The following is a 24,184-nucleotide window of genomic DNA, read 5'->3' on the forward strand; positions in this document are numbered from 1 at the left end:
CTGACCCATTTTTTAGATGTTATATTGCCTATTCCGCTTCAGAAGGCTTTTACCTATCATATTACTGAAGCCGAAGCCCAATTCCTTAAAACAGGGATGCGCGTCGCTGTACCTTTTGGGAAGCGCAAGATCTATACGGCTCTGGCCTACAACGTCCATAATAATCCGCCAACGGCCTATGAACCTAAAACCATACATCAAATATTAGATGAATCCCCGGTTGTAACAGCATTACAGCTAAAGCATTGGGAATGGATAGCCCATTATTATATGTGCACTTTGGGGGAAGTGATGCGTGCAGCGATGCCTAATGCTTTTATTCTAGAAAGTGAAACCCTCATTTCAAGAAATGAAGCTGTAACCATTAAGGATTCTGAATTAAAAGATGATGAGTTCTTAATTTATGAAGCATTGCACTATCAATCATCCTTAAAGATTCAAGATATCGTTGCTATTTTGGATAAGAAGCGCATTTTACCTGTGGTTAATGGTCTGGTTGAGAAAGGGGTGCTACAGCTACAAGAGGAGCTATACGAAAAGTACAAGCCCAAGTTGGTACGCTATATAAGGCTTCATGGGCATTATAAATCCGAAGACAAGCTCCAGGAATTATTAGAAATTCTGAGCCGTGCACCAAAACAACGTGAGGTTATTTTAGCCCTATTCCATTTAAGAGCTTCAGAACATCGACCCATCAAAGTGTCGGAATTGATAAAACAAAGTGGCGCTACTTCTGCAATCATCAAGGCCTTAATAGATAAAGGGATTCTTGAAGACTATCATATACAGACCGATCGCATTCAGTTTGAAGGAGAAGCACCTATAGCGTCTAAAATCTTAAACGAAACACAGAAAGAGGCCTTTAATGGTATAAAAACGGCCTTTAATACTAAATCCGTGGTCTTATTGCACGGAGTGACCTCTTCTGGAAAAACTGAAATTTATGTCAAGCTTATTGAAGAACAGCTTGAAGCTGGGAAACAAGTTCTTTATTTATTGCCAGAAATCGCTCTAACAACACAGCTAGTGCAACGTATGCAAGGGTATTTTGGGGAGAAGGTAGCCGTATTTCACAGTAGGTATTCAGGTAATGAACGTGTTGAGGTTTGGCATAATTTATTGGCCAATTCAGAAAAAGCACAATTAATTATAGGTGCTCGATCGGCTTTGTTACTGCCATTTTCCAATTTAGGACTCATTATAGTAGATGAAGAACACGAGCAATCTTATAAACAATTCGATCCTGCGCCGCGTTACCATGCTAGAGATGCTGCTATAGTACTAGCTAGTATGCATAAAGCTGAGGCACTTTTAGGGTCGGCAACCCCAAGTTTAGAGAGCTATTTCAATGCTAATCAAGGCAAGTACGGCTTGGTAGAACTCACCAAGCGTTACAATAATGTTTTAATGCCAGATATAGAGTTGGTAGATTTAGCAGATAAGTACAGGCGCAAGAGGATGAAGGGCCATTTTTCGGATCGGCTAATCGAAGAAATGACAGAAACCTTGGACCAAGGCTTTCAGATTATTTTATTTCAAAACAGGCGCGGTTTTTCACCGATTGTAGAATGTAAAAGCTGTGGGCATTCTCCGCAATGTCCCAATTGCGATGTCAGTTTAACGTATCACCAGTATAGAGACCAACTGCGTTGCCATTATTGTGGATATCATACGGTAATGCCCAAAAGTTGCGAAGCTTGTGGTAATGCGACTTTAGACACTAAAGGTTTTGGTACGGAACAAATAGAGGGGGAGGTAAAGGCATTGTTTCCAGATCAGAAGGTAGCTCGTATGGATTTGGATACGACGAGAGGTAAGCACGCCTTTGAAAAAATCATCACCAGTTTTGAACAACGTGACATCGATATTTTGGTAGGCACCCAAATGCTAACTAAAGGTCTCGATTTTAGGCATGTAAAACTTGTTGGTATTATGAATGCCGATAATTTGTTGAACTTCCCTGATTTTAGGGCCCATGAGCGTAGTTACCAACTCATGACGCAGGTATCGGGACGGGCAGGACGAACCGATGTGAGGGGCAAGGTATTAATCCAGAGCTATAATCCGCATCACAATATCTTACAGCAAGTTTCTACAAATGCCTATAATGAGATGTATACCGAGCAACTGAACGATAGGTATAATTATAAGTATCCACCAATTTATAGGTTGATAAAGCTTACGTTTAAGCATAAAGATTATAATCGCGTGAATTTAGCAGCCGATTGGTATGCCAAATCGCTGCGTCAAGTATTTAAATCGAACATTCTCGGACCGGAGTTTCCGCCAATATCGCGCATTCGTAACTTGTACAATAAAAACATTTTGGTAAAAATTCCTCCGCAGCAGTCTTTGGTCCAAACCAAAGCGGCGATAAAAAGGATTGATAATAGCTTTAATGCCATAAAAGACTTTAGGGCTGTTCGGGTTATTATTAATGTGGATAATTACTGAAAAACACCCCTAAGGTCCCCTCAAGGGGACAAAACTTTAAACCCAATACTGAAGTAATCGAGAACATGAACTATTGAGAAACCCAGGTTTTTAAGGCTATCTTTTAAGTATATCGAGCTTAATTGTCCCCTCGAGGATTATCGAAATTAAAGTAATAGCTTTAATTGAAGATACCGAGCGTAGCTCATTAGGGGTGTAAAACAAAAAAATCCCAAAACTATGTTGGGATTTTTTTGTTTGCCAAAAGGCAAAGAGATATTCTAAAAATTGTAATTTTTTACATATTGTTTAAAGCATCTACAAGTTGGGTCTTTTTATTTCGACTTAGGGGGATTTCATAAGCACCAACTTCAACATTTTTACTGTTAAAGCGATCTATTTTATCTAAATTCACAATGTAGGATTTGTGAATTCTCAAAAACTTGCCTTCAGGTAATTCTTTTTCAAAAGCTTTCATCGTAGATAATACGACAAGGCTATTTTCTTCCGTTACAACTTTTACATAATCGCCTAAAGCTTCAATCCATTTAATATCCTTAATATAAACTTTACGTTTTTTAAGGTTACTCTTAACAAAGATGTGTTCTCCATCGGTTTCGTTGAAATCTAGCTTTAATTTGTGCTGCTCAATAGCTTTTTCTACGGCAGTATTAAAACGTTCTTTGGTAATTGGTTTTTGAAGATAGTCGGTAGCGTCGTAATTAAATGCTTTAAAAGCATATTCCGTTTTACCTGTAACAAAAATAATTTGGGGTTTGTTGTTGAGTACATCCAAGAGCTCAAAACCGTTTAATACAGGCATCTCTATATCTAAAAAGATAAGATCTACTTTATGTGTATTAAGACCGTTTTTTGTTTCTAACGCACTGCTGTATTCTGCAATAAGGTTAAGCGAAGAGTGGTTCTCAATTAACTTAACTATAGAGAGACGTTGAATCGCGGAATCATCAACAACTACACAGTTTAAAGTCATAACATTACTATTTTATTAGGTTAAGATATCGACAATAGTACAATAATTTCGGTTAAAAAACAAATTTTACCGACAAACTGTAAAATTTAACATAATCTTTAGTGCAAAAATTGTTGGAAACTTTGCTATCAAAAACATTGCCAGAATTAGAATTAATGCTTATTTTTGCAGCCGTTTTATGAATAAACAAAATAATTAATTATGAATCATTATGAAACTGTTTTCATCTTAAATCCCGTTTTATCTGAAGATCAGATAAAGGAAACAGTTAAGAAATATGAGGATTTCCTCGTTTCTAAAGGAGCTAAGATGATTGCCAAAGAAGATTGGGGCTTGAAAAAGCTGGCATATCCAATCCAGAACAAAAAAAGTGGTTTTTATCACTTATTTGAGTACCAAGTTGCTGGTGAAGCAATAGAACCTTTAGAGTTAGAGTTTAGACGTGATGAGCGTTTTATGCGTTACTTAACTGTAAAATTAGACAAGCATGCTATTGCTTGGGCTGAGAAGAGAAGAGAAAGAAACAAACAAAAAGCTTAATTATGTCATCAATAGAACAACAAGCAAAAGGAAAAAAGGATGGTGAGATTAGATATCTTACACCATTAAACATTGAGACTCAAAAAACTAAGAAGTATTGTCGTTTTAAGAAGTCAGGTATTAAGTATGTAGATTATAAGGATCCTGATTTCTTATTAAGCTTTGTTAACGAACAAGGCAAATTATTGCCAAGACGTTTAACAGGTACTTCTTTAAAGTACCAAAGAAAAGTATCTGTGGCTGTAAAGCGTGCTAGACATTTAGCCTTAATGCCATACGTTGCTGATTTATTAAAGTAAAATATCATAACAATGGAACTTATATTAAAACAAGACGTTGAGAATTTAGGATTTAAAGACGATATTGTAACAGTTAAGAACGGTTATGGTAGAAATTATTTAATTCCTCAGGGACATGCTATTATGGCAACACCTTCAGCGAAAAAGATGCTAGCTGAGACCTTAAAACAAAGAGCATTCAAAGAAAAATCAATTATTGAAGCCGCTCAAAAAACTTCTGAAGCTATTTCGGCGTTAGAAGTAAAAATTGCTTCTAAAGTAGGTGCGGGTGATAAGCTTTTTGGATCCGTGAACAATATGGACCTTGCTGCAGCTTTGCAAAAGGAAGGTCATGAAATTGACAAGAAATACATTAATGTGATAGGTGGTAATGTGAAGCGTTTAGGTAAATACAATGCTGTCATAAGATTACACAGAGATGTCACGGTAGACTTACCATTTGAGGTAGTTGCTGAAAAATAATGACTTCAAAGTTTTCAATATAAAACCGTTTAGTTATCTAAGCGGTTTTTTTATTGAAACAAATTTTTGCAGAGTAGTTTACTGCGAATTCAAATATTTTAATTGAGATCATACCTCAGAAAATGGTATTTCAATAGAGTTATAATTTGAGTTTTAAATTGAATTAATCCTGCTCAAGAACAGGATCCCATAGGTTAGATGATATGAAAAGACTATTACTCGTATTTATCCTGGTCACTTTTACTGGCTGTAAGGATTCAAAGTCTAGTCAAGGCACTGATTTCAATCGTAAATCAAAGTTGATTGAACTCTTTAAGACTTCAAATTCTAATTACCCTAATATAAGTGTACATAGAGGTGGTATGGGCTTAGAAAAATATCCCGAAAACTGTTTAGAAACTATGAGCTATATCAATGATAGTATTAAGGCGGTATTTGAAATTGATGTGTCGCAAACTAAAGATGGAAAACTCATATTAATGCATGATAATGCTTTAGATAGAACCACCAATGGAAGTGGCTTAGTTAAGAATTTGAATTATACAGAATTAAAAGACTACAAGCTTATAGATGGTTATGGAAAAGCAACTCCATTTCGTATTCCACTATTCAAGGATGTTTTAAAGTGGTGTAAGGCTAAAAATGTAATTTTAACTGTAGATATTAAGCGCAGTGTTAGTCAAGCGCAAGTGATAGATGCAATTAGGGCTGCTAAAGCAGAAGATAATTGCGTTATCATTACCTATGATCTAAAACAAGCACAATCGGCTTTTGAATTGGCGCCAGAATTATTATTATCAGTTTCAGCGAGAAATCATGCAGAGTTAGATCGCTTAATAGACTCGGGAATCCCTACAGAAAATATGCTCGCCTTTACTGGGACGCGTTTATCTAAAGCGTCATTATATAAACGTCTTCATAAAGAAGGTATAGTCTGCATACTTGGGACCTTAGGGAACTTAGATAAACAAGCAGAGGCTAGAGGCGAAGACATGTATCAATATTGGAAAAGTCTTGGAGTAGATATATTGGCTACGGATAGACCTTTTAAAGCTTATAATGCTATTAATTGATTGATTTTCAGATATATGAAAATAAAATTTTAAGAGATGCTGAAATACTGAAATGCCTATCTGTAGGCTTAGCTTCCAAAGTCTCGTGCGCCTGCATGCCGGCTAGACAGGGGCAGATCAGCAGACAGGATTCAGCACAAATAAATTGACCGTAAATGAAGTACACACGATTAACAAAAGAACAATTTGAAGAATTACACCAAGAGTTTATCAATTTTTTGGCGACACAGTCTATTACAGCAGACGAATGGGAAGATATCAAAACAAATAAACCTGAAGCCGCAGAGCAGGAGCTCGATGTATTTAGCGACTTGGTATGGTATGGTGTACTAAGCAAAGTTGAATTCCTAGAGCACATTTCTCCCAACCAAATACACCTTTTTAAATGTGGGGCAAAGGATATGCACCTTATTGCTCTTAAATTAAAAGAAAATAAAGCGGATTTCACTACTAAAGAGGGCTTTCAATGGCTTCGTAATAATTTGCTCTCAGACGATATAGAGTTCTATAATGCCAAAAAAGGTTACTCAGAAGATAAACATCAAGATATATTCAAAATTGTACAACAAGGAGCCAATATCACCAAAGGTGAATTGTTTCAGTATTTTGAGAAGCTAATCCAACAGAATTAGATTCCTCTTAGAAGTAAGTAAGCTAAAAGAGCAAGGTTTTCTATTTGTATTTATTAAGCAGACCAAAATCGAATGGCGTCCAAAGACAAGATGTTAAACCACTTTCTTTAAATCCGGTGTTTACCCAAGAATTACAGGTTTTAAAGCATGAATAGTTTCCTTTTGCCTTATAAAAATCATCATTTGCGGTGTAACCCTTATTTTTCAGTATAATTTTTGTGCCGTCATCATTGAGCACAAAGGTTTTAAATACATAATGATTCAATTTCTGGAGTTCAGAATCATTTACTTTTATAGCTATCCAATCTGATTTTTTACGACGATATCTGGTGACATGAACCAACGTAGGGCTTTTTAAAAATATGGCCTTAAAAGCATTATTAAACGTTAAATCTCCCCATGTTGGTGTGTTTATGTAGAAATTTTCATCCCCCCAACCAAATGATAAATAATTATCGTTATGGTCATACCTAATTCCAGATAAAACCGAGCCTGCAATATCTTTTTTGGGCATAATAATTTCTAAATGAACACCATTTGTGCTCAAAAAGATTGTTTTATCAGCATTCTTAACCCCATCAACGCGATTGATGGTAATTAATGAGAGTACCAAAGAAATGAGAATGTAAGTCAAAGGAATGATTAGAATGTATAAAAACCACTTGAATATGTTCCTTAAGATGACTTTCATTTAACTTTTTAACAGTGCATCCTAAACTGAAATTACTCGTATCTCAAGGACTCGATAGGATCTAGTCTAGCAGCTTTTGTCGCAGGATAAAGCCCAGAAATAACGGCCACAATAAAAGCAATGGATGTGGCCCAAATCATGGCTACCCAAGGTGTGGAGAACTCCAGTTGAAATCCAGCCGCGACTCCCCATCCAATTAAAATACCGAGCGAAATCCCTAAAATACCACCAAGTTGCCCAATGATAATGGTTTCCATAAAAAATTGAAAGGCAATCGTTCTACGCTTCGCTCCTAAGGCCTTGCGGACACCGATTTCTCGTGTACGCTCACTAACCGAAACCAACATAATATTCATCAGAGCAATGGTAGACCCAAATATGGTAATGATACTGATCACCCAAGCCGCAATGTATAATGTACTCGTATTCTCTGCCACACGATTAATTAAATCTTCGCTGCGTTCTATACCAAAGTCATTCTCCTCAATAGGGTTGAGTCCGCGAATATTTCTAAAGGTCAATATGGCATCGTCTTGAGCACCTTCTAACATATCTGTTTTATCGACTTTGACACTCAATCTATAGTTAATGTTGGGATTCGTAAAAATAGACCGGGCTTTTTGTATAGGCATCACAACAGTTAAATCTTGATTATTGCCAAAGGTGGAGCCTTTCTCTTTTATTACACCAACCACTTTAAATTTAGAACCTCTCACGCTGATGGTCTTATCTATCGGGTTTTCATCAGGGAATAGCGCTTTCTGCAGATCACTACCAATCACACAAACGGCGTTGTTGTTTTCAATATCAGCAAAGTTTAAAGAACGACCATTTTCTATTTCTAAACCAGAGTTTTCAATATAATGCTCGTTAGAACCTATAATGGCAACCTCAGGATCGGTTTTTTTGTTCTCATATTTTACTTCTGAAGCTCTGGATCCATAGAATGACACAGCCACTTGGGTAAACGGAAAATCGTAAGTGTCGATAAAGTCCTTCACATTTCTGTAACTAATGACCGGGTTTATTTTTTGGCGTTCCCTACTGCTTTGGCGTTGGGCTCTAAACTCATAACGTTGAAAGTTAAAGGTATTGGCGCCCATCGACGAAAAATTGCTAGAAATGGTATTCTCTAAGGCTGAAACACCACTTAATATGCCAACTAAGGCCATAATGCCAATTGCGATGATCAAAACCGTTAGAATGGTGCGAAGAAGTTGGCTTTTAATAGAACCAAATGCAATTTTAATATTCTCTCTAGCTAGTGAAAACATAGTGTTGTCTAAAGTTAGTTGGATCGTTTAAAACCATAAGACGTTCTAAACCCCATAAAGTTACTATAAAAATAAAATTACTTGGGTTTGCCTCTAAAATTTATAATATTTTTGTGACATATGAGATTAGATGATGTTAATCTCATAAGTCACACTGAGCTTGTCGAAGTGTTTTTGAAGTTAAAAAAGTAGATTTAGAAAACTAGAATTGTCACACTGAGCTAGCCTGTGCTGAGCATAGTCGAAGCATCGAAGCGTTGTTGAAGTACTTAAGATGATTTGTATTCAACGAGATTTGAATTCGTTGAACGTTCGGTTCAGCTATGCTGAAACTGCGATTTAGCTACGCTGAATCTTTAGATTTCTCGATTACGCTCGAAATGACAGTGTGTTTTAATTTGATTTAAATAATTGTTTCATTAAAAAAAGGATGCCTGCTGTAGTTTATCCTGAGCAGGGTCGAAGGATGGAAATATTATGGCGCAAAAACCAAGTATTCCTAAAGGTACCAGAGATTTCAATGCCTTAGAAGTAGCCAAACGCTCTTATATCATAGAGACGATCAAAGCGCAATTTGAGCGCTATGGATTTGAGCCTATTGAAACCCCAAGTTTTGAAAACTCAGAGACCTTAATGGGCAAATATGGGGATGAAGGTGATCGTTTGATTTTTAAGATTTTGAATTCTGGTGACTATTTGAGTAAGGTTTCTGAAGAGGACTATAATTCTAAATCCGAAAATGTACTAACATCGAAAATTTCCGAAAAGGCCTTACGTTACGATCTAACCGTACCATTTGCACGTTATGTAGTACAGCATCAAAATGAGATTGCCTTTCCCTTTAAACGTTACCAGATTCAACCCGTTTGGCGTGCTGATCGACCCCAAAAAGGTCGTTTTAGAGAGTTTTACCAATGCGATGCGGATGTTGTTGGGTCAAAGTCCCTTTTTCAGGAAGTGGAGTTTATACAATTATACGATGCGGTTTTTACAACCTTAAAGTTAGAAGGGGTGACCATTAAGATCAATAATCGTAAAATTTTATCCGGTATTGCCGAAGTCATTGGTGCCCAAGATAAGCTTATTGACTTTACGGTAGCTTTAGATAAGTTGGATAAGATAGGTGAGGAGAAGGTCAAAGCGGAAATGCGCAGTAAAGGAATTTCTGAGGATGGAATTTCTCAGCTTCAACCTTTGTTCACTTTAGAAGGGGACTTTGGAGAACAGGTAGAGCGTTTAAAATCCATTTTAGGGACGTCTGATATAGGTTTAAAAGGTATTGAAGAGTTAGAGTTTATAAATTCGGCCATTTCAACACTGGGTTTAAACACGGCAACATTACAATTGGATGTAACGTTAGCCAGAGGGCTCAATTACTATACGGGAGCCATTTTTGAGGTCTCTGCTCCAGAAGGCGTTGATATGGGCTCTATTGGTGGAGGTGGCCGTTATGATGACTTGACTAGTATATTTGGAAAGCCTGATACCAGTGGCGTTGGGATTAGTTTTGGTTTAGATCGCATCTATTTGGTTTTAGAAGAATTAAACCTTTTTCCTGAAACCATTGCAAATACTACAAAAGTGCTATTTATTAACTTTGGAGACAAAGAAGCTCTGGCTTGTTTAAAAGCCGTTACACAATTAAGAAAGGAAGGTGTAAAAGCTGAGTTGTATCCTGATTCGGCCAAGATGAAAAAACAGATGACTTATGCGAACAGGCGCCATATACCTTTTGTGGTTTTAGTAGGTGAACAGGAGTTAGCTTCTGAAAGCTTTACATTAAAAAATATGGATACCGGTGAGCAGCAAACCTTAGATATGTCTGCTTTACTAAAGGCCTTAAAATAAGAAAAGCCCGACCTGAGTATTGGTCGTGGCTTTTCCAATCACTAACTAAAAATAAAAATCACGTCTATTCAATTATAATTTTTTTGGAGTGGATTCCAGTGATGGTTTTGAGTTGTATAATGTACACTCCCGTACTTAGATCCTGTAGTTGATACTCGTTATAGGTTTCTTGCCATAAGTCGGTGTTGGTATAAACTACCTGTCCATTTATGTTGTAAAGTTGCATTTGCTCTAATTCTATCAGTTTTGGATTTAAAACAACGATTTTACCGCGATTAGAACTGTAGTACATTTTTAAATCTTCAACAGTGAGCTCATCATTAGATAGGGTTTCTGGATTGTCGAAAACGAGTTCAAAACGACTTAGATGGTCGCCAGCGCTCAATAAGACGTCATAATCCTCAGTTCTTAAATCGTGGTAGAGACTGAGGTCAATATCGTGTATATAGATATTGAGATCTTCGGGCACATGTTGTAATGAATCAATTCTGATGGTGTTAGTACCGTCAATACTTGTTTTGATACCTAGTGGAAAAATAGTTGTGGTACTGGCCTCATTACTGGCTTGAATAATGTATTTCTCATCATTGATCATCCAGAACATGTCGTCGGTCTGAGCATTACCTAATATCCCGTCATAGGCCCAGTCCACATCAGGCGTTGCATTCTCATCGATGGTCAACAGAATTTGTCGGCTGAGTTGAAGTGTGTTGCTCGATTTAAAACCTAATCTAAATTTCATTCGCTCATCGACAATGCTATCTATAGGTTGAGAGTTCGTCACATTAGTACCACGCATAAATATAGAATTTCCACCACTTTCCTTTGCGAATATGCGCTGGTCATTTTCAAAAGTGATAGTTCCATTACTGGTACCGTTTACAAAGAAGCCCTGACCAACGGGGATATAGCGACCAGGTGTTTTGGTCCCTACACCGACTTGAGCTACATCGGGATGAGGAGCTGGTGCCGAAACCCCACCAGATAAATTATAAAGGGCATAGCCCCCTTGATATTCAGAGAGTATATGTGAACCGCCACCCCAATGTTCCCAGAAAGAAAGGGTACCTGATAAGTTGGGATTGTCATTAATAAACTCGTCAGCATCAATTGCCGAAGCATAAGGATTGCCCACAAGATAGCTATTACCAGAATTAATATTTAAGGTGATGTCACCATTATTTGGTTTTCCAGAAAAGACATAATTTTGCTCATCCAATATGTCCCCTGTACCCGGGCCTTTCATTGTAAATCCTTCGCCAGGTGACATTAGGCCTGTTCGGCGCACGTGTTGCCAAGATGAGTAATCGCCAGAGGTAGAATTAGAAAACTTCCAGAGCCAATGAAAGGCAATGCCGATTGGACTGGTATTGGTACCATCATAGCCACTAATGAAACTAATAGTCTGTGGGTTGCTAGCGTCACTACCATCCATTATGACTTGTGGGATGGTATAGTCAGTATTATTACTTGTCTCATTAATGATGCTAACCGGTGAGGACCAGACATTATAAGTATACGTATCTGCGGTGCCTTGTTGATCACGCTCTATTTTTCCTTTGCTTGTAGGGTCAAGTAAGCCATCATCCCCTTGAATTAACTGCGATTCTCCTTCCAAATCTATAAAGCCGTCTAATTTTAAATACCAAGATACATTAAGTTCTGAGTCATTGGTAACATGGTATTCAATAGCATTGGAGCTGGCATCTTCTTCATTAATATACAAGCCTAAATGTCTTTGAGTATCACTGTAGGTTATATCATCATGTTCTATGCGAACGATAGACCAATCATAGTCGACGACATCCTCTCCGCGAACACCATCAGCAGAAATGTCAACCGCTAATGGTAAACTAGTATTCCCTTGTTGTGAAACAAAAGGCATAGGCGCCGACTGATAAGTGATCTCTTTAATATTGTACATTTTTGCACCGGTGCCTTCATCTACAGCAGGAGTCGTTAAGTTATCGGTAATGTCTCCTTTAAAGCTATCCAATCGATAATATTTCACTAAGTTCGACCATGACAATGAGCTAATATCTCTTGGGATTTCAGTACCACGAACATTTCCATTATCTTCGATTTCTTGGTATACAAGTTTTTGAATTTCATCATCGGATAAGGCTTTGTCAAAGAGTCTTACTTCATCCACATAACCCTTAAAGAAAAGGTTCGTGTTTGCTGTATTACTTCCTATTGTAAATGAACTTGTATCACTATTTAATGCACCACTTTTTGAGATAGATCTATTTAAGGCACCATTAATATATAAGTTTAATTCCTCAGATGTACTACTGTATGTTGCCGCTATATGAATCCATCGAGAATCGGCCAGAGTTGTTCCACTTATTAGAGAGGATCCACTAGCCGCTACTTGGATATTGTTACCGGGTAAAAGTCTTAGGTTAAAATTACCCTGGCCAAACAACATTCGAGATGCACCAAAACCTAATGGGTCGAGTTTTATCCATCCCATTAATGTAATCTCAGACCATCCACTCGTCAGAGACTCATCCTTTATGTAATCATTACGACCATCGAAATAGAGTTGTAATTTTGTGGATATATCCCTTGGTGACCCAAATGCGCTATCATTGGTGTCAAAAAGGTCTAATAAGCCATCACCATCGGTGTCATTAGTATCATCTATAAGGCCGTCATTATTTGTATCGAGATGAGGATAAAGGGTTTGTGAAATATCATAGGTGCTTGTGGAATTATTATAAGTGTCTATGTAGTCGGGGAGGCCGTCACCATCGGAATCTAAAACATGATAAGTATGACCCATACCTTGATTTTGATTACCAAAAGCTGTACTCATAGTACTTCCATCCAGAAAATCATAAATATCCAAAATACCATCAGCAAAATATTCAGAAGTGCCGTCAGAGTTAAAGTCTTTTTCCCTTACAGCATCCGTATCTTCACCATCACCGACACCATCTCCATCAATATCGCCATCTCCGTTTTCAAAACTCGAGTCTCCAGAGTTCCCAGCACCCGATTCATCAACATCAAAAATGGTATCATTATCACTGTCTAAATCTAAATAATTTGGGGTGCCATCGCCATCTGAATCTAAAGGTGTAACGCCCTCGGCGGCATCGTGCATACCGTTTGCGTTTGAATCGACCCAAGTATCTATATAAGCTTTTCCATTACTTGTAGTGGCAAATCCAGATTCTACCACATCGGGTATACCATCATTATCACTATCCAAGTCAAATACATCGGCCACGTTATCACCATCCGTATCGCATAAAGTCTGTGTAATTTCAATATCATCAATAGCTAGGTCGTTACCTAGACCACCAAGTTGGTTGTTATAGAAGTAAACATTAAACTCACTAACGGAAAATGTTAAATCTGCAGAAAAATTGTGCCAGCTACCGGCGGCATCTCCATTTATAGAAGGTGGAATGTCGCCCGTCGTTATAGAGGCCAATAAGTTATTGCTAGCATCTCTAAACTCAACAAGGATGTCGGGCCTTAATCGTGTGGCAATCCCTGGTGCAGCAACTGTATCTAAATTTAATACCCAAAAACTATAGGTAATGGGAATATTGGGAAGTGCACCTGAAATATTTGCCGTATAAAATATGCCTGGATCTATGGCAGCGTTGAACATCGCCATTCTTCCATTGGTGTCTCCAGTGGTATGATCTTCTCCGGTATACCAGTAAGCGTCTGCCCATGAACCTATTTCCTCTATAGGTGTATCGTCTATACCATCACCATCTGCTGCACGATAATAAACCGTGTATTCCCCATCATTCAAATCGTCGCCACCGGTCGAACAGCTTGCAGTACCATCTTCATAACAATATGTGGTCACCGCATTGTAAGTTGTATTAATGGTAGTTCTATTACCAGTGCCAAAGGATTCATTTAAAAATTTATAATTAGTGGTCACTGAGATATTTGAGTTCTTGCAGGCCGCTTCTTCAAGCGCATCTGCTATACCATCATTATCATCATCAATATCTACATTGTCTAATACACCATCCCCATCACTATCAAAGAAATTTTGTTCTGCGGTGGCTTGTATGTCAAAGACAAAGCTCGATTCATCTAGGTCATCATTCGCAATGGTGACCGTGGAGGATTTTAATCCCGCGGTACTGGAATTAAACTGTACCTGAAATGTTGTGGATCCTCCAGCTGCTATGGGGGATGAAAAAGGTGTTCCAATAATTGAGAAATCAGTTGTGTTTGACAGGGTAATACTTGAAATGGTAAGTGCTGTTGTACCTGTGTTGTTAATAGTAAATGTTCTTGATTTCGATTCGCTGACATTCACAGATTCAAAATCGGTATGATCACTTACGGCAGGGCTAAGGTCGTTATTGGTAATAGATACGCTATTGCCTTGAACATCAATTTCTGGTCCTGGTGGTGAAGTACCTTCAATAAGGACATCATCGATATAATTATATTCACTATCACTGCTAGCTGTACCGGAAAACCTGAATCGTGAACTTGAATTAAATGTATAGGTTGCGTCATCTAGGGTATGACTAAAATAATGTGGATTACTAGTTCCGTTACTAGACCAATCTACATCTCTTTCCCAAGTTCTTACAATCGTCCAGCTCGTTCCATCATAATATTGGAGGTTAAAGCCTTCATCATCATCAACACCTGATGATTTATGACAAAAAGAGATATCAATAGACGTATAAAACGATAGGTTCAAGACCGGTGAGGTCATATAATTGTTAGAGGTCTGATCATCTTTGGTATAGATACATCTGCTACCGCTACAAGACCAACTCGAACTATTATATAATCCTGCATCGGATCCACCATCGGTCCAACCTTGTAGTCCTGTATTAAAATCATAGGAGGCTATGGTAGTTTGTGCCCTTAGACTATAAGTACATACAACTAGAGCAGCTAAAATAAATACGTTTTTGATAAACGGTTTCTGTTTTTTAGTAGGGTAAATGGATTTCATCGGTTAATAGTTATATAGATTAAGGGGTCTAATTTTAATTTTTACTTCTTGACAATTAAATGTTTAAAGAGGGTTTGTTTTGAACTTGATAAGCTTACAGCGTAGATACCTTCCGCAAGTTCAGAAATATCCACCTCATCATTAAGATTACTCAGTGTTACGGATTTTGTGAGTCTACCTTGCATATCAATGATTGTGACACTTAAATCTTCTAAAGAATCAAATCCGTTAGATTTGAAATGAAAGGTATCTTTGGTCGGATTGGGGTATATACCAATATCCGTCAAATCTTGCGATGTATTACTCAGGGTTTGACCTGTAAACTGAATTTTCATAACCACTCCAGGGTTTTCTATACTTACGCTCGAGGTTCCTGAAGGACCACTTGTACCGCCGGTATTATCGGTAATGGCGTAAAATGTTATACCATCAGGATCTATGGCAACATCTCTATAGCGATCGTTTGATGAGTGGAATTCTTCATAAACTGAGCCGTCTAATAGTGTAGGGTTACTATCAATGCCATCGCCTGTTGCGTTCAATTTTACTCTGTATATGGTACCGCGCTTCAACGTTGGTATAAGCAAAGACTCACCCCAGTCTGGGATAAGGCCGCCTTCATAAATAGAAATACCAGCTGGCGCCACCGTTGGCCAAGTCAACCATCCACCAGTGGGTTCTGTAGTGATCGTACTGCCATAGGTGCCTATTGGTTCAACAAAATCGCTAGGTGCTCCAGATGGGTAAGACATGCTCTCTGTCATAGGTGTAACACCCGGAGCACAATTGTGATTGCTAAAACCGCTACCAGTGCATCCACCTGGAGTAGAGGACCAATCACAATACGTGAATCCATAGTTGTCAAATCCTCCTGATATTTCGGGCCAACCGTAATTTTTTCCGGCTTCTATGATATTAATTTCATCATCGACTTTTCCACCGTGCTCAGACGCATATAACTTTCCGTTAGATCCAAATACAATACCTTGAGCATTGCGATGACCATAGCTAAAAACATGACTTTTAACGCCGTTAAGCAAAGGATTGTCGTTTGGTATTGAGCCATCTAAATTTAAACGTAAAATTTTGCCTTTATAAGCATCAAAATCTGTTGTACTCGTCGGTAAGTCTTGAGACTGTATGGGATCGCAGGCATTGCTAAATTGATTGGCGCCTTGATCACCTATGGAATAATATAATTTTAAATCTGGCCCTATGATGAGTTTGCCAGAGTTATGGTCGTTACTGGCGTCAAGACCGTCAACAATGGTCATGGCCGATAAAGGTTCTAAGATATCGTTAGTATAATTGTAATCGTAGCGTTCTATGATTAAACGCCTATCAACATCGCCTTCCGTATTATCATTGTTATCATCCGAGGGGTTAATATCATAGGTATAGGCTAAATAAATATAGTTGTTACTTGACGTGGTGATATCTGCATACAAATCAGGGTGTATGGCCATGCCCATAAGTCCGTCTTGTCCTTTGGACTGATGTACCTCAGCAGACAAATCGAGTAAGACAGACTTTGCTCCAGAAGTTTTATCAATCTTTACGACTTGTTTACCTTCCCGTTCGGTAATCCATAAGCCCCCATCCGGTCCGTAGATAATGGTATTGGGATAGTCTAAGGTATTATCTGGGGTAATATTAGATACCGTCCAGTCAGAATCATCCGTCACAGGATTTTGGCCAAATGAAAGCATGGCCGAGAAGATCAAAACTTGGGTAAGGTTTTTTTTCATCATGGGGCAATTTGGAGAACGAAAAATTTAATTTCTTCGTTTTCAGGGCTAAACATAACAAAAAAAATTGAAATAATCCATAAAGTGTTTGATTTTATCGACAAAATACACATTAACTATGCGATTTTATGGGAAATAGTGAAAAAACCTTAGAACAATTCAGGATTTGTCCTCGATTAAGATTTAAGGCAAAAATTACTTAACTAAAACGTTCTTGGTAGCGGCTAAACCACCTAATTTAATAGCATAAAGTTCCTATACTTACATTCTTAACGCTGTATTCAGGTAATTGCTTTCTGAATGTTTACGTTAAGGCGTATGGAAACTTGAGAGCAAGAAACCTCATATTTTGATGCTGTATTAAAAGCTATAAAGCAGGAAAAGCCGCAATCAGTATTAAGATACTGATTGCGGCTTTTCCGGGCATTAACCAAAAATATAAAACTACTTCTACTTTATTATAATTTTTTTGGAGAGTGCTCCGGTCAAGGTTTTAAGTTGTATAATATAGACACCTGTACTGATATTTTGAAGATCATATTCATTATAGGATTCACGCCATAAATTGGTATTGTTATAAACCACCTGTCCATTAATAGTATACACCTGTAATTGTTGCAATTCTATCAACTTGGGATTTAAAACAACGATTTTGAGGCGATTAGAACTATAGTACACTTTTAAATCTTCGACGTTGAGGTCGTTATCAGATAAGGTTTCTGGTGTATCAAAAACGATTTCAAAACGATTTAAATATTCGCCAGCATCTAATGAGACTTCATAAGCCTCAGTTCTTAAATCATGATAAAGGTTGAGGTCAATATCATGCACATATATATTAAGATCCTCAGGAACATACGCTAAGGAATCAATTCTGATGGTGTTAGTACCGTCAATACTTGTTTTGATACCTAGTGGAAAAATAGTTGTGGTACTGGCCTCATTACTGGCTTGAATAATGTATTTCTCATCATTAATCATCCAGTACATATCGTCGGTCTGACTCTGATCATCATCCAATATACCATCATAGGCCCAGTCCACTTCAGGTGTCGTATTCTCATCGATGGTCAACAGAATTTGTCGACTTAGCTGAAGAGCGTTATTCGATTTGAAACCAAGTCTAAATTTCATTCGTTCATCGGCATTACTATTATCCTGCGGCTCAGAGTTCGCAACGTTAGCGCCACGCATAAATATAGAATTTCCATCACTTTCCTTTACAAATACACGCTGGTCATTTTCAAAAGTGATAGTTCCATTACTAGTACCGTTTACAAAGAAGCCCTGACTAACGGGGATATAGCTACCAGGTGTTTTGGTCCCCACACCGACTTGAGCTACATCGGGATGCGGGGCTGGTGCCGAAACCCCGCCAGATAAATTATAAAGGGCGTAGCCCCCTTGATATTCAGAGAGTATATGTGAACCGCCACCCCAATGCTCCCAGAAAGAAAGAGTGCCTGATAAGTTAGGATTGTCATTAATAAACTCGTCAGCATCAATTGCCGAAGCATAAGGATTGCCCACAAGATAGCTATTACCAGAATTAATATTTAAGGTGATGTCACCATTATTTGGTTTTCCAGAAAAGACATAATTTTGCTCATCCAATATGTCCCCTGTACCTGGGCCTTTCATTGTAAATCCTTCGCCTGGAGACATTAGGCCTGTTCTGCGCACATGTTGCCAAGATGAGTAATCGCCAGAGGTAGAATTAGAAAACTTCCAAAGCCAATGAAAGGCGATGCCGATTGGACTGGTATTGGTACCATCATAGCCACTAATGAAACTAATAGGCTGTGGGTTGCTAGCGTCACTACCATCCATTATGACTTGTGGGATGGTATAACTATAGTTATTGGTAGCTGTATCCGTTGCACCAACCGGTGATGACCAGATATTATAAGTATAGGTATCTGCCGTACCTTGCTGATCCCTTTCAAGTTCGCCATTAGTGGCTACCATGAGATCGCTATCGTTCTCTTGGATCAGTTGTGATTCCCCTTCAAGGTCAATTTTTCCGGTCAAGCTCAGGTAATGTGACACGGTAAGGGCATTACCAGTATCCGCTGCATTATCCCCAGATAAAGTGAGCTCATTGGCATCCACATACAAGGCCAATACTTCTCTATTGTCATTTTTTCCAGAGGGCAAGGATGAATTGTCCATGGTCACGTTATGCGATGTCCTTACAATGTTCCAATCCACGGTAACGGATGCGTCTACAATCGATGCAGCTCCCGGAATGGTTTGAATATCGCCATTGGTCCAAGTTGCGCTAGTATCCCAATTGCCATCCTGGGTAGACTGGTAGGGTAGTGGAGCGGTTTGTCGATCCACAGTGTTCAGATTTCTCAAGGCTCCCTGGTTGCCATTTCCAGAAGCATCGTCTGTATTCGTATAGGTATAGACCGACATTGGATAATAACCGGCCAGATCACTCCATGGTATGGCATTAATATCGTTCTTTGTAATCGATGTCGGTAATACTTTACCCATTACCTGACCCGAGTTGTCCTCAATCTCTTGATTCATGACAAAGCGCAACTGATCTAATGAAAGTGCCGTATCCCAAACACGAACTTCATCAATATTACCCCTAAAATGTTGGGTAATGGTACCCTTACCTGCGGCACCAATTAAAAATGAGTCATCCGTATCTACCGGGGCACTCCTAGTGGCTGATCTGTTCAAGACACCGTCTATATAGAGTGCTATGGTCGTTCCATTATAAATCGCTGCGACGTGGTGCCACTCATCATCCGGTATCCCAACGTTGGCATTTAAAAGTTGTGTACCACTGCCGTTTACCCAATACATTTGTATTCTATTGGCATCGGATATTCTAAAGTCGAATCCCGAAGAAAATGCTGTGGTTCGTTTAGATACAATAGATTTGGTGCCCGTATCGGCGGCATCGCGTTTAATCCATGCAGAGATGGTAAATCCTGTTGGCTCTAAATCCAAGTTGTCTTCCATATCGATATAATCCACGGCACCATCAAAATAAACGGAGCGCTCTTCAATGACCTGTGGGGCATAGCCAAAGGTAATATATTTGGTACCATCAAAGTCATATACAGCCTCTAGGTTACCGCTTCCGTCAGAAGTCATTACTCTATAATCGGAAGTAGGATCAAATACACCCGTATCTGAAATAAACATGTAGTAGTTCCCGGGTGGTGCAATATTTCTTACAGCATCTTCTTGTAAACGCACTTTAACCTCTGGGATGTCACCGCCATTTTCTACAACTTTCCATATTCGTTGCATCCCCGTAAACGTCACGTCCGTCGTTAGGGCAGGCGTAATTCCTGCACTCATATTGACTGATATTACTGAAGCCGTTAAATTTAAGTCTACACCATTGTTTCCCCACATTAAAAACTCTTTATCATTAAAGGTGGTGGTATTGGTGTTTTTGTTTTCCGTATTGGTATCGTAAATATCCGTTAGGCCCATGGTAAGCACACCCTGTGTTCTCCCAATACCATCTGCGGCATCATTAACACTTCTGGATTGCTTTTGGTTAAGTTCAGAAGCATCATCGCGACCGATTCCTGCTACATCATAGTTATAACTAGCATTAGCGGATTGATCCCAAATAACGGTACCGTCACTGTCTACATAGTCTTGTGATGTGCCATTGACTCCTAGGGTAATACCGTATTTTATAGCTAAATAGGATTGGATTCTGTTTCTGGCCTGTGTTAAGTCCCCATCATCATTCGTAGCAGAATAAGTAATAACCTCGGCAATACGGCCATCAAAGCTGCCTTCAAAATACTGACTACGACCCAACCAAAATCTTGTATCATTAACCGTACCAAAGGAAGCTGCATCAGCAGTAACATTTCCAAAAGCTTTGGCATTGAGGAACATATCCATATCGGTATCAGTGGAATTGTGTCTAATGTTGATGATGCTAACTTGATTAAAATTTGTTGTCCCAGAGTTATCTGCTCTTCCATAACCTATACCTGAACTTGTACTATATGTCCCAATACAGTAACCAAAATACTCACTGGTAAATCTTTGACTATAAGCACCATAGCCAAATCCTGTAACATCTTCTGTCCTAGTGTTATTTGTAGTTGGATTGGTACTGGTAAAGGCATCAGCAGGGAACATGGTATTTGTAATGATGACATCTGGAATAATGATCACGAACATATCGGAGCTATTGAAGCCTCCTGTACCAGTTAGTACATCCCTAGACCCAAGATTTGCAATATAGGTTAAATCAGAACCAGCCGTATTGAGGTCATTTGTAAAATCGATAACCGGATTAAAATTAATATTCCTTGAGGTATTGTTTTGGTAAGTTGGCTCTAGCCCAGTTACCATAACTTCTGCATTGTTCCCCTTTCCATTATCCACCATTTGACTTACCAAAGCACCATCGGAACCTTCACCGATACCGTCGATCATATCTGCTTTCAGCCAAAGATCTAAATTGTCCGTTACGCCACCAGGGGCTTTTGTCGGGGTACAATAACTGGTTCCGGTAATGGTAATATCATCGATAAAGACTTCATCATTATCTTCACTTGCATCACAGCGAAGTCTAAAACGCGATATGGCTGAGGCGGGGAAGCTGTAATCCGAACTTTTAAGCGTCACGATTCTCCCGTAAAATATGGTGGACGACGAGGTTTCAAAATCGGCATCTTGTTCTGCGATTTTACCACTTTCAAAAGTATATAAGGTTGTCCAATTAGTTCCGTTGTCACTGCTGTATTCTAAAATGAATTCTTCTGTATAAGTTTTAGTATTCGGGGTACCACCATCATATGTAGACTCCATACTGTTGGGGGCAAAAAAGAATTTGAAATCTACCTTGTCGTAGCTCGATAGATCAAAGGCCGGGGAATCGAAAGACGATGTCGTTCCTGTGGGATCATCATCTCTTACTCTTAAACTATAATTACCACCATAGGACCAAGTTGCATTATTTTCTCTGGTGGCATCAACACCACCTGAGGTCCAACCGTCTAGTCCGGTTTCAAAACTCGCGGTATGTATCACTGAAGATCCACAAGGCGGTGCAACTATACCAGTTCCCTGAATACTAAAATTATAGGGGTTTTCATCGGCGTCACTATTAGCGATACTCACGGATGCGGTAATGAGACCTAAACTCGTTGGGGTAAATGTAATAACAAAACTTGTGCTACTACCAGCAGTAATGGCATTACTTGGTATAGAGGTTACCGAAAAGTCAGATGAGCCCGTAATACTAACGTATGGGGAGCTTCCTGTTAAGTTAAGTGTATTGGACCCACCATTATTTTCAATCACAAAGGTATTGGCCGAGGAATTAGATGAAGCAATAACATTTCCAAAATCGGTATTGTCCAAAAACGAGGGTGTTGTATCCCCATCGGCAATCGCATTGGAGTTTCCAAAGACATCCATCTCTGCCAAAGGATTAAATCCGTTACCTTGAATATCGAAAGTATATGGATTTTCATCGGTATCGTTACTAGCAATGCTTATAGTTGCGGTTCGTAAACCGTCTACAGTGGGATCAAAGGTAATATTAAATGTCGTTGAACTACTAGCACTTATAGTAGATGAAGGTGTTGTGCTTAATGTAAAATCTGCTGTGTCACCAGATATACTTACATAAGGTGAACTACCAGTTAAATTCAAAGTAGTTGTTCCAATATTTTGAATGGTGAATGTATGGACATCCGTTCCACCGGTCGTATTCACATCTCCGAAATCCGTATCATCAGAGACGTCCGGTGTTGTGTCACCATCTACGATGTTTGTACCGTTACCTTGTAAATTGATTTCGGGACCCACAGGAGCAGCTATGACGATACCGTAATCTTCAACCTCACCGTCAAAATTTTTTTCACAGCTGGTGGGATCTGAATTGTATTTTGCGGATACCCGCATTCTTGTGGTCCCAGGTGTTGCACCAGCAGGAATATTAATCGTTAAGGGTGATAAGCTTGTTGCTCCGCTAGTGACATTTTGGGCGGTGCCAAGGTCGTAAGCTTCACCCGCATCATCGAAGTCACCATCCAGATTCCAGTCGATCCATGCATAGGCATGTATTGTGACATTACCATCCGTATTGAGACTAACGCTTAAGGACTCCGTACCACCTGGCGATACGTTAGCAATGTGTGTAGCGGTAAAGTCCTCATAGCCAACGTCTTTTCCTGTACCATCGGAGTTGTTGATGGATTCAAAAGTAACGTTGGTAACACCAGTTTGATAGTCTAAATTCCCATAAGAGCCACAATAAATTGGGCTGCTAGAACCTTCAATAAGGACATCATCAAAAAGACTATATTCGCTATTGCCATCAGCAGTACTAGACAATCTAAATTGTGAGCTTGCATTAAATGTGTAAGTTCCACTACTTAAGATTGCATCAAAACTAGTTGATGAGCCACTACCATTGGTCGCCCAATCTACTCCAAAAGTCCTAGTTCTTACAACGGTCCAGCTCGTTCCGTCATAATATTGGAGATTAAAACCTTCACCATTATCGACATTAAATGATTTATGGCAGAAAGAGACACTAACAAAAGCATAACCGGTTAAATCCACAACGGGCGAGGTCATATAATTATTGGGCGTCTCATCATCTTTGGAATAAATCATTTGGCTGCCATTACAAGCCCAAGTCGAATTCGTAAATAATGCTGCATCGCTACCACCAACGGTCCAGCCTTGTAGACCAGATTCAAAATCGTAAGAGGCGACGGTGGTCTGTGCACCTATACCATAACTAAAAATAATTAGAGCAGCAAATAGAGATGCTCTTTTAATAAGCAGTTTACGTCCCATAATAGGTCAATTTCATTAATTGATAATAAATATTGTATATCTTATGGGGTAAGAATTTTACTTTTTATATGTTATGGGGTAAAGATTTTATTGTTTTACAATGCGTTTTATTTTTCGATAAACGATTGTCTTGAACTTGAAAGGTTTATCGTATTCATCCCTTTTCCAAGTTCAGAAACATCCACATCGTTATTGGGGTTGTTGAATATAACAGATTTTGTGAATTTTCCTTGCCTATCGATAATAGCCACATTAACATCATTTGATAATATGGACAGCGAAAACTTTAGTTTATTTGTTTTCAGGGCTAAACATAACAAAAAAAATTGAAATAATCTATAAAGTGTTTGATTTTATCGATAAAATACATATTAATTGTACGATATTGTATAAAATAATGAAAAAAGCCCTAGAATATTC

The 24,184-nt window shown here is 38.7% G+C and carries 13 protein-coding genes; 7 read left to right on the top strand and 6 right to left on the bottom strand.

The genetic code is table 11. The annotated features are described in order from the left end of the window. A complete protein-coding gene (gene priA, locus ACO052_RS11120) occupies nucleotides 1–2,454 on the top strand; it encodes a replication restart helicase PriA (protein ID WP_422108063.1) in 2,454 nt (817 codons plus the stop codon). Between the two features lie 277 nt (nucleotides 2,455–2,731). On the opposite strand, the gene ACO052_RS11125 is transcribed toward priA, so the two are convergent. Beyond that, complete coding sequence (locus ACO052_RS11125; RefSeq protein ID WP_076620930.1) at nucleotides 2,732–3,427, bottom strand: LytR/AlgR family response regulator transcription factor; 696 nt, start codon at nucleotides 3,425–3,427, stop codon at nucleotides 2,732–2,734. 201 nt (nucleotides 3,428–3,628) lie between these two features. On the opposite strand from ACO052_RS11125, the gene rpsF reads away from it, so the two are divergent. The 5 genes from rpsF (at nucleotide 3,629) to ACO052_RS11150 (ending at nucleotide 6,433) form a co-directional block, all read left to right on the top strand. Next, a complete protein-coding gene (gene rpsF / locus ACO052_RS11130; protein WP_076620932.1) occupies nucleotides 3,629–3,967 on the top strand; it encodes a 30S ribosomal protein S6 in 339 nt (112 codons plus the stop codon). Continuing rightward, nucleotides 3,967–4,266: a 30S ribosomal protein S18 gene (rpsR, locus tag ACO052_RS11135; RefSeq protein WP_198658944.1), complete on the top strand. Its 300-nt coding sequence runs from the start codon at nucleotides 3,967–3,969 to the stop codon at nucleotides 4,264–4,266. Before rpsF ends, rpsR begins: the two co-directional genes overlap by 1 nt. A gap of 12 nt (nucleotides 4,267–4,278) precedes the next feature. After that, nucleotides 4,279–4,728: a 50S ribosomal protein L9 gene (gene rplI, locus ACO052_RS11140; protein ID WP_422103826.1), complete on the top strand. Its 450-nt coding sequence runs from the start codon at nucleotides 4,279–4,281 to the stop codon at nucleotides 4,726–4,728. A gap of 203 nt (nucleotides 4,729–4,931) precedes the next feature. Next, nucleotides 4,932–5,801 (top strand): glycerophosphodiester phosphodiesterase family protein, encoded by an 870-nt coding sequence (locus tag ACO052_RS11145; RefSeq protein WP_422103827.1) that lies wholly within the window; start codon nucleotides 4,932–4,934, stop codon nucleotides 5,799–5,801. A gap of 155 nt (nucleotides 5,802–5,956) precedes the next feature. Continuing rightward, nucleotides 5,957–6,433 carry a DUF6495 family protein gene (locus tag ACO052_RS11150; protein WP_422103828.1) on the top strand — a complete coding sequence of 159 codons (477 nt, stop codon included), beginning with the start codon at nucleotides 5,957–5,959 and terminating at the stop codon, nucleotides 6,431–6,433. A gap of 40 nt (nucleotides 6,434–6,473) precedes the next feature. Here ACO052_RS11150 and ACO052_RS11155 read toward each other — a convergent pair whose 3' ends face one another. Next, complete coding sequence (locus tag ACO052_RS11155) at nucleotides 6,474–7,124, bottom strand: DUF2459 domain-containing protein (RefSeq protein ID WP_422103829.1); 651 nt, start codon at nucleotides 7,122–7,124, stop codon at nucleotides 6,474–6,476. Between the two features lie 32 nt (nucleotides 7,125–7,156). Continuing rightward, complete coding sequence (locus tag ACO052_RS11160) at nucleotides 7,157–8,398, bottom strand: ABC transporter permease (RefSeq protein ID WP_422103830.1); 1,242 nt, start codon at nucleotides 8,396–8,398, stop codon at nucleotides 7,157–7,159. A gap of 477 nt (nucleotides 8,399–8,875) precedes the next feature. On the opposite strand from ACO052_RS11160, the gene hisS reads away from it, so the two are divergent. Next, nucleotides 8,876–10,246, top strand: coding sequence for a histidine--tRNA ligase (gene hisS / locus ACO052_RS11165; protein ID WP_422103831.1), 1,371 nt, complete (start codon nucleotides 8,876–8,878; stop codon nucleotides 10,244–10,246). Between the two features lie 64 nt (nucleotides 10,247–10,310). Here hisS and ACO052_RS11170 read toward each other — a convergent pair whose 3' ends face one another. The 3 genes from ACO052_RS11170 to ACO052_RS11180 all read right to left on the bottom strand — a co-directional run bounded on the left by ACO052_RS11170 (nucleotide 10,311) and on the right by ACO052_RS11180 (nucleotide 23,764). Beyond that, nucleotides 10,311–15,203 carry a LamG-like jellyroll fold domain-containing protein gene (locus ACO052_RS11170; protein WP_422103832.1) on the bottom strand — a complete coding sequence of 1,631 codons (4,893 nt, stop codon included), beginning with the start codon at nucleotides 15,201–15,203 and terminating at the stop codon, nucleotides 10,311–10,313. A 41-nt stretch (nucleotides 15,204–15,244) separates the two neighbouring features. Then, nucleotides 15,245–16,954 carry a PQQ-dependent sugar dehydrogenase gene (locus tag ACO052_RS11175; RefSeq protein ID WP_422103833.1) on the bottom strand — a complete coding sequence of 570 codons (1,710 nt, stop codon included), beginning with the start codon at nucleotides 16,952–16,954 and terminating at the stop codon, nucleotides 15,245–15,247. Nucleotides 16,955–17,401: 447 nt separating this feature from the next. After that, nucleotides 17,402–23,764 (bottom strand): choice-of-anchor D domain-containing protein, encoded by a 6,363-nt coding sequence (locus tag ACO052_RS11180; RefSeq protein ID WP_422103834.1) that lies wholly within the window; start codon nucleotides 23,762–23,764, stop codon nucleotides 17,402–17,404. Between the last annotated feature and the right edge of the window lie 420 nt (nucleotides 23,765–24,184).

Origin of the sequence: Winogradskyella sp. (assembly GCF_965228925.1) — a bacterium.
In the GTDB taxonomy this organism is placed as follows: Bacteria; Bacteroidota; Bacteroidia; order Flavobacteriales; family Flavobacteriaceae; genus Winogradskyella.